Genomic DNA, 7,807 nt, shown 5'->3' on the forward strand with positions numbered 1-7,807 from the left:
TCCTTTGTACTCACCCTCGCGGGTTTTCCTCCGGGCTTTCGTTCTGTTCTTGCGTTTCCGACTCTATCAGACTCTTTCGTGTCCGACTTCCTCGGCGCTTTCCAGGTATTCGCTTTCGCGTTTCCCTTTCCGGCGATTCCGACTCTACCAGATTCATTTCCGCTCCGTTTCCGGAGGGATTGAATTCTGGTGGCCTTCGGAGGGCCTTTCCCTTTCGGGCGGATCAGACTTTATCAGGTCTCCCTGCGTCTCGATTCCCACCCGCCCGCATGACCCGTCCGGGCACACATGTGTGCCGGGGTGCCGTGCGAGGTGGAGACGTAAACGTACTGGAGCGGGGCCCCCGGATGCAAATCCGGTTGCCCCGCTCCCGTGTGGTCGCTACGGCGAGGGTCAGACCTCGACGACGACCGGGAGGATCATCGGACGGCGGCGGTAGCTGTCCGAGACCCACTTGCCCATCGTGCGGCGGATGAGCTGCTGGATCTGGTGCGGCTCCGCGACGCCGTCGGCGGCCGCGCGTGCGATGGCTTCCTCGATCTTCGCGATGACCGGGCCGAAGGCTCCGTCATCGATGCCGGAGCCACGGGCCTGGATGTTCGGGCCGCTGACGACCTTGCCTGTGGTGCTGTCCACCACGACGTAGACCGAGACGATGCCCTCGTCGCCGAGGATCCGGCGGTCCTTGAGCGAGGCTTCCGTGACATCGCCGACCGAGAGGCCGTCCACGTACACGTAGCCGGCCTGGACCTTGCCGGAGATCCGGGCCTTGCCGTCGATCAGGTCGACGACCACGCCGTCCTCGGCGATGACGATGCGGTCCTTGGGGACGCCCGTCAAGGCGCCGAGCTCGGCGTTGGCGCGCAGGTGGCGCCATTCGCCGTGGACCGGCATCAGGTTCCGCGGCTTGCAGATGTTGTAGAAGTACAGCAGCTCACCGGCCGAGGCGTGGCCCGAGACGTGCACCTTGGCGTTGCCCTTGTGCACGACGTTGGCGCCCCACCGGGTCAGGCCGTTGATCACGCGGTAGACCGCGTTCTCGTTGCCCGGGATCAGGGACGACGCCAGGATCACGGTGTCGCCGGGGACGATCCGGATCTGGTGGTCGCGGTTGGCCATGCGGGACAGGGCCGCCATCGGCTCGCCCTGGGAACCCGTGCAGACCAGGACGACCTCGTGGGCCGGCAGGTCGTCGAGGGTCTTGACGTCCACGACGAGGCCGGCCGGGACCTTCAGGTAGCCCAGGTCGCGGGCGATGCCCATGTTGCGGACCATCGAGCGACCGACGAAGGCGACCCGGCGGCCGTACTCGTGAGCGGCGTCGAGGATCTGCTGGATGCGGTGCACGTGACTGGCGAAGCTGGCCACGATGATCCGGTTGTGGGCGTTCGCGAAGACCGTGCGCAGGACGTTGGAGATCTCGCGCTCGGGCGGGACGAAGCCCGGGACCTCGGCGTTCGTCGAGTCGGAGAGAAGGAGGTCGATGCCCTCTTCGCTCAGACGTGCGAAGGCGTGCAGGTCGGTGAGGCGCTTGTCCAGCGGGAGCTGGTCCATCTTGAAGTCGCCGGTGGCGACGACCAGGCCCGCGGGGGTCCGGATCGCGACGGCCAGGGCGTCCGGGATGGAGTGGTTGACCGCGATGAATTCGCAGTCGAAGGGGCCGAGGTTCTCGCGCTCGCCTTCCTTCACCTCAAGGGTGTAGGGGCGGATGCGGTGCTCCTGCAGCTTCGCCTCGATGAGGGCCAGCGTCAGCTTGGAGCCGATCAGCGGGATGTCCGGCTTCTCCCGGAGGAGGTAGGGGACGGCGCCGATGTGGTCCTCGTGGCCGTGCGTCAGCACGATGCCGTCGATGTCGTCGAGGCGGTCCCGGATGGACGTGAAGTCCGGCAGGATCAGGTCGATGCCCGGCTGCTCCTCCTCGGGGAAGAGGACGCCGCAGTCGACGATCAGCAGGCGGCCGTCGAACTCGAAGACGGTCATGTTGCGGCCGATCTCGCCGAGACCACCCAGGGGGGTGACCCTGAGGCCGCCGTTGGGCAGCTTCGGCGGCGGACCGAGTTCCGGATGCGGATGGCTCAAAAGTGTCTCCTCACCACGCACGCCACGTACCCCGGAAGGCACGTGGCGCGCATGTCATTCGTGCACTTGCTGTTGTCTGTTTCTGTATTCGTTTGTTCGTTCTTATTCGGTTGTGAAGTCTGGTGTCAGAGCTGTACCCCGCCGGCGGCAAGGTCCCTCTTGAGCTGAGCCGTCTCTTCGGCGGACAGTTCGATCAGCGGAAGCCGCAGCGGGCCCGCGGGCAGCCCCTGCAGGTTCAGCGCGCCCTTGGTCGTCATCACGCCCTGGGTGCGGAACATGCCGGTGAAGACCGGGAGCAGCTTCTGGTGGATCTCGGCGGCCTTCTGGACGTCTCCGCCCAGGTGGGCCTCCAGCATGGCGCGCAGCTCGGGGGTGACCACGTGGCCGACCACGGAGACGAAGCCGACCGCGCCCACCGACAGGAGGGGCAGGTTCAGCATGTCGTCACCCGAGTACCAGGCCAGGCCGCTCTGTGCGATGGCCCAGCCGGCGCGGCCGAGGTCGCCCTTGGCGTCCTTGTTGGCAACGATACGGGGGTGCTCGGCCAGCCGGACGAGAGTTTCCGTCTCGATCGGGACACCGCTGCGGCCGGGGATGTCATAGAGCATGACCGGCAGCTCGGTGGCGTCGGCGATCGCCGTGAAGTGCCGGAAGAGGCCCTCCTGCGGCGGCTTGCTGTAGTACGGGGTCACGGCGAGCAGGCCGTGGGCGCCGGTGCGCTCGGCCTGGCGGGCCAGCTCGAGGGTGTGGCGGGTGTCGTTGGTACCGATGCCGGCGACCACATGGGCCCGGTCTCCGACGGCTTCGAGGACGGCTCGTACGAGGTCGTTTTTCTCCGCGTCGGTGGTGGTCGGCGACTCACCGGTGGTGCCGTTGATGATCAGGCCGTCGTTGCCTGCGTCCACCAGGTGGACGGCGAGCTGCTGCGCGCCGTCGAGGTCAAGTGCGCCATCCGCCGTGAACGGCGTGATCATGGCGGTGAGGACCCGCCCGAAGGGGGTCTGCGGAGTCGAGATCGGAGCCATGGGTAACACGCTACTCGCTGCCATGCTCGCGGTGTCCCCTCGGGGGACGTCAACAGGGGGTGCGTCCCCCAGCGGGCGGCTGGAGGAGGTGTTGGACACCGGCACTGCCTGCTCGGGGGTTCAAGCAGTGCCGGGTCCGTTTGATCAGCCTAGATGAAGTTTACGAAACGTCGCAATACGGACACTTAGGACTTAACGCCGTACATCTGTGCGCCGCCGGTGTACCGGGCCTTACGGGGCAACGCGGCCGTTGCCGTTGTAGGCGGCGTACGTGAGCGGCATGAGCGTGGCCCAGTGCTGCTCCATCTTCTCGCCGACCATCTCGATCTCCCGCTGTGGGAAGGACGGGACGGCCGCGAGCTCGTGCTGCGTCCGCAGGCCGAGGAAGTGCATCAGGGAGCGCGCGTTGCAGGTGGCGTACATCGACGAGAAAAGACCGACCGGCAGGACCGAACGGGCAACCTCCCGGGCCACGCCCGCGGCGAGCATCTCCCGGTATGCCTCGTACGCCTGTACGTAGGAGTCCTCCATGATGCGGCCGGTCAGCTCCTGCTGCGCCTGGGTGCCCTCGACGAAGACGTACTTGCCCGGGCGGCCCTCCTGGACCAGCTTGCGTTCGGCGTCCGGGACATAGAAGACCGGCTCGAGCTCCCTGTAGCGGCCCGACTCCTCGTTGTACGACCAGCCGACGCGGTGGCGCATGAACTCGCGGAAGACGAAGATCGGGGCACTGATGAAGAAGGTCATCGAGTTGTGCTCGAAGGGACTGCCGTGACGGTCCCGCATCAGGTAGTTGATCAGCCCCTTGGAGCGCTCCGGGTCCTTCTGCAGCTCCTCCAGGGACTGCTCGCCGGCCGTGGAGACGCGAGCGGCCCACAGCACGTCGGAGTCGGCGGCGGAGTGCTTCACCAGCTCCACCGTCACGTCACTGCGGAAGCTGGGTTTCAGATCTGAAGCGGCGGTGTCGCTCACCGGAGGTCCTTCCAAACGTGCGTCCTGGGGCGCGCCCACTCTACGGCGCTCCTTCCGGGCCCCGTGCAGACGCACTCCCACCGCGGGCACCCCGTACAGCTGACGCACAGCCACGAATTTTGGCGAATGTCCCGAAATCCGGCACGGATTGGGCGGCTCACACGTCCTCATCGAAGAGAACGCACATCCAACGATCCCGAGGAGATTCGCTCTGATGTTCCTCCGGCGCGAACCCGTCCCGTTCGCCTTCGTCGCCGAATCCGACCGTTTCCGAAGCAACGTCACTCCCCCGCCGCGCGAGCGACTGGGCAAGACCCAGCTGGCCGCCCGTAGTCTGGTCGGACTGACCGTGGTTGCGGGGCTCGCGGGCTCACTGCTCTTCGGTATGCCCGCGCTGCAGCCGAGCAAGGCGCCTGAGAAGTCGCAGCAGTCGGAGGCGTCCCAGGGGCGGTAGCCTCACGGGCACAGCCCAACCGAACGTGCATGTGAGTGAGGTCCAGCCGTGCCCCTGCCCTTCCTGACGGCCGACGGAGTATCCGACGCGGATTTCGACGGCGACGGCGACGAGGTCCTGGCCCATGCCGACCAAGAGCGCTGGCGGCGGCCCTACCGGCCCGGCCCCTGGCGCGTGGCCATCTCCGCGCTGCTGCTCCTGCTGTCCGCCTTCATGCTGCTGGCCACGATGATCGTGGCGTTCGCCGGGGACGGGTGGGCCGGGGCCGGACTCTGTCTGGCCGCCGCCCTCGCGGTCGTCGGGTCGGCGCTGCAGACGCTGCGCGTGGGCGTGTGGGTGAGCCCTGCGGGGCTGCGCCGGGTGGGCTTCTTCGTGACCCGCACGGTCGCGTGGAGCGAGGTCGTCGAGATCCGTACGGTGCAGCAGCCGGTCCGCTGGCTCGGGCTGCCGAGGACCGTGCAGGGGCAGGCGCTGACGATGTCCGGCCCCGGCGGCACGGAGCCGCCGGTGCTGCTGACCGACCACAACGCCGATTTCCTGTCGCGGGCGGAGGCCTTCGACCGGGCCGCCGACACGCTCGCGGCCTGGGCCGACGAGTACCGGCCCGTGCCCGCCTGACCCTCGGATCGCGAGGTACGGCGGAGCACGCCACGGGAAGCCCGTGCAGGGATCAGACCTGTACGGGCTTCTTGTCGTGCAGGGCGATCGCGCGCTGCATGGCCTTGCGGGCCCGCGGGGTGTCACGGGCGTCGTGATAGGCGACGGCGAGCCGGAACCAGCTGCGCCAGTCCCCCGGCGCGTCCTCGGTCTCGGCCTTGCGGCGCCCGAAGACCTCGTCGGCGGAATCCCGCAGGATCCGCCCGTACTGGTCCCGTTCCAGCTCGTCGACGGGGAGCCCGCCCTCGGCCTCCAGTTCGGCCGCGAGGTGGTTGGCCCGCGTGACGAAGCGGGTGTTCTTCCAGAGGAACCAGACACCGATGACCGGCAGGATCAGCACGGCCACCCCGAAGGTGACGGTGAGCCAGGTGCCGTGCCGGATCAGCATCAGGCCCCGGCTGCCGACCAGGACGAAGTACACGACCAGGACGGCGGCCGTGATGAAGTACGTGATCTTCGCGCGCATCGTGAATCAGCCCAGTCAGCCCAGGTCGAGGAAGTGTTCCAGGCCGAAGGTGAGGCCCGGGGTCTGTGTGACGCGGCGCGCACCGAGCAGGATGCCCTGCATGAAGCTGCTGTGGTGCAGGGAGTCGTGACGGATGGTCAGGGTCTCGCCCTCTCCGCCGAGGAGCACCTCCTGGTGGGCCAGCAGGCCGCGCAGGCGGATGGCGTGCACCGGGACGCCGTCGACGTCCGCGCCGCGCGCGCCGTCGAGGGCCGTGGCGGTCGCGTCGGGCTGCGCGCCGAGGCCGGCCTCGGCGCGGGCGGCCGCGATGAGCTGCGCCGTACGGGTCGCGGTGCCGGAGGGGGCGTCGACCTTGTTCGGGTGGTGCAGCTCGACGACCTCGACGGACTCGAAGTAGCGGGCGGCCTGGGCGGCGAACTTCATGGTGAGGACCGCGCCGATGGAGAAGTTCGGGGCGATGAGCACACCGGTCTGCGGCGAGCCGGCGAGCCAGGTGTTCAGCTGGGCGAGGCGGTCCTCGGTCCAGCCGGTGGTACCGACCACTCCGTGGATGCCGTGGCGGATGAGGAAGTCGAGGTTCTCCATCACCGAGGCCGGGGTGGTCAGCTCGACCGCGACCTGGGCGCCGGCTTCGGCCAGCGTCTCCAGCTTGTCGCCGCGGCCGAGCGCGGCGACCAGTTCCATGTCGTCCGCGGCCTCGACGGCCTTGACCGCCTCGGAGCCGATGCGGCCCCGGGCCCCGAGGACCGCCACGCGCAGCTTGCTCATATTCCGTCCTTAAATCAACACAGACTTGCTTGCCGTGAGAACTAGGCGACCGCTTCGTCGAGGCGGGCGGCCTGCTTCTCCTTCAGCGGGCCGATCACCGCGAGCGAGGGGCGCTGGGCCAGTACATCCTGTGCGACCGACCGGACGTCGTCCGGGGTCACGGCGGCGATCCTGGCCAGCATGTCGTCCACCGACATCTGGTCACCCCAGCACAGCTCGCTCTTGCCGATGCGGTTCATGATCGCGCCGGTGTCCTCCAGGCCGAGGACGGTCGAGCCGGAGAGCTGGCCGATGGCGCGCCTGATCTCGTCGTCGCCGAGTCCGTCAGCGGCGACCTTGTCGAGCTCGTCGCGGCAGATCCGGAGCACGTCGTGGACCTGGTTGGGCCGGCAGCCCGCGTACACGCCGAAGAGGCCGGTGTCGGCGAAGCCGGAGGTGTACGAGTACACGCTGTAGGCGAGGCCGCGCTTCTCCCGGACCTCCTGGAAGAGGCGGGAGGACATGCCGCCGCCGAGGGCGGTGTTCAGTACGCCCAGCGCCCAGCGGCGCTCGTCGGTGCGGGCGAGGCCGGGCATGCCGAGGACGACGTGGGCCTGCTCGGTCTTGCGGTTCACCAGGTCGACGCGGCCCGCGGTGCGGATGCGCTTGGCGCCGGTGCGCGGACCGATCGGCTCGGCGTCGGTGCGGCTCAGCGCGCCGGCCTTCTCGAAGGCGGCGCGGACCTGGCGTACGACCTTGTTGTGGTCGACGTTGCCGGCGGCGGCCACGACCAGGTGCGTCGGGTCGTAGTGCTTCTTGTAGAAGCGGCGGATGCGTTCCGCGCCGAGTGCGTTGATCGTGTCGACGGTGCCGAGGACCGGGCGCCCCAGGGGGGTGTCGCCGTACATGGTCTGCGCGAACAGGTCGTGGACCATGTCGCCCGGGTCGTCCTCGGTCATCGCGATCTCTTCGAGGATGACGCCGCGCTCCGCGTCGACGTCCTCCTCGCGGATCAGCGAGCCGGTGAGCATGTCGCAGACCACGTCGATGGCCAGCGGCAGGTCGGTGTCGAGCACCCGGGCGTAGTAGCAGGTGTACTCCTTCGCCGTGAAGGCGTTCATCTCGCCGCCGACCGCGTCGATCGCGGAGGAGATGTCGAGGGCGCTGCGCTGGTGCGTGCCCTTGAAGAGGAGGTGCTCCAGGTAGTGCGTGGCGCCGTTCAGTGTGGGCGTCTCGTCACGGGAGCCGACGTGCGCCCAGATGCCGAAGGTGGCGGAGCGGACGGAGGGCAGCGTCTCGGTGACGATGCGCAGTCCGCCGGGCAGGACCGTGCGCCGGACGGTGCCGATGCCGCTGCGGCCCTTGAGGAGGGTTTGGGTACGGGCGACGGCCCGCCCCTCGGAAGTC

The 7,807-nt window shown here is 68.6% G+C and carries 8 protein-coding genes; 2 read left to right on the plus strand and 6 right to left on the minus strand.

Translation table 11 applies throughout. The features are described 5' to 3' along the window. Positions 1 to 393: 393 nt before the first annotated feature. The 3 genes from ACWGIF_RS37355 to thyX form a co-directional block, all read right to left on the minus strand. Complete coding sequence (locus tag ACWGIF_RS37355) at positions 394 to 2,079, minus strand: ribonuclease J (RefSeq protein ID WP_453504250.1); 1,686 nt, start codon at positions 2,077 to 2,079, stop codon at positions 394 to 396. Positions 2,080 to 2,204: 125 nt separating this feature from the next. Continuing rightward, positions 2,205 to 3,104 (minus strand): 4-hydroxy-tetrahydrodipicolinate synthase, encoded by a 900-nt coding sequence (gene dapA, locus ACWGIF_RS37360; RefSeq protein ID WP_453504252.1) that lies wholly within the window; start codon positions 3,102 to 3,104, stop codon positions 2,205 to 2,207. 231 nt (positions 3,105 to 3,335) lie between these two features. Next, positions 3,336 to 4,076: an FAD-dependent thymidylate synthase gene (gene thyX, locus ACWGIF_RS37365; RefSeq protein ID WP_453504254.1), complete on the minus strand. Its 741-nt coding sequence runs from the start codon at positions 4,074 to 4,076 to the stop codon at positions 3,336 to 3,338. A gap of 214 nt (positions 4,077 to 4,290) precedes the next feature. On the opposite strand from thyX, the gene ACWGIF_RS37370 reads away from it, so the two are divergent. Together ACWGIF_RS37370 and ACWGIF_RS37375 are read left to right on the plus strand one after the other, a co-directional pair. Then, positions 4,291 to 4,530 carry a hypothetical protein gene (locus ACWGIF_RS37370; RefSeq protein ID WP_326587711.1) on the plus strand — a complete coding sequence of 80 codons (240 nt, stop codon included), beginning with the start codon at positions 4,291 to 4,293 and terminating at the stop codon, positions 4,528 to 4,530. Between the two features lie 48 nt (positions 4,531 to 4,578). Continuing rightward, the gene (locus ACWGIF_RS37375) at positions 4,579 to 5,148 is read left to right on the plus strand and encodes a PH domain-containing protein (RefSeq protein WP_453504256.1); all 570 of its coding nucleotides are present in this window, start codon (positions 4,579 to 4,581) and stop codon (positions 5,146 to 5,148) included. Between the two features lie 52 nt (positions 5,149 to 5,200). Here the strand turns inward: ACWGIF_RS37375 and ACWGIF_RS37380 are convergent, their stop codons facing one another. From ACWGIF_RS37380 to ACWGIF_RS37390, 3 genes are all read right to left on the minus strand, one after another. Continuing rightward, a complete protein-coding gene (locus tag ACWGIF_RS37380; RefSeq protein WP_453504258.1) occupies positions 5,201 to 5,653 on the minus strand; it encodes a hypothetical protein in 453 nt (150 codons plus the stop codon). A gap of 15 nt (positions 5,654 to 5,668) precedes the next feature. Next, positions 5,669 to 6,421, minus strand: coding sequence for a 4-hydroxy-tetrahydrodipicolinate reductase (gene dapB / locus ACWGIF_RS37385; protein WP_453504259.1), 753 nt, complete (start codon positions 6,419 to 6,421; stop codon positions 5,669 to 5,671). Between the two features lie 41 nt (positions 6,422 to 6,462). Further along, positions 6,463 to 7,807, minus strand: a 1,345-nt coding sequence (locus ACWGIF_RS37390) for a M16 family metallopeptidase (protein ID WP_453504261.1), incomplete at its 5' end; no start/stop codon positions are given.

The sequence above is a fragment of the Streptomyces sp. NPDC054849 genome (genome assembly GCF_053610945.1).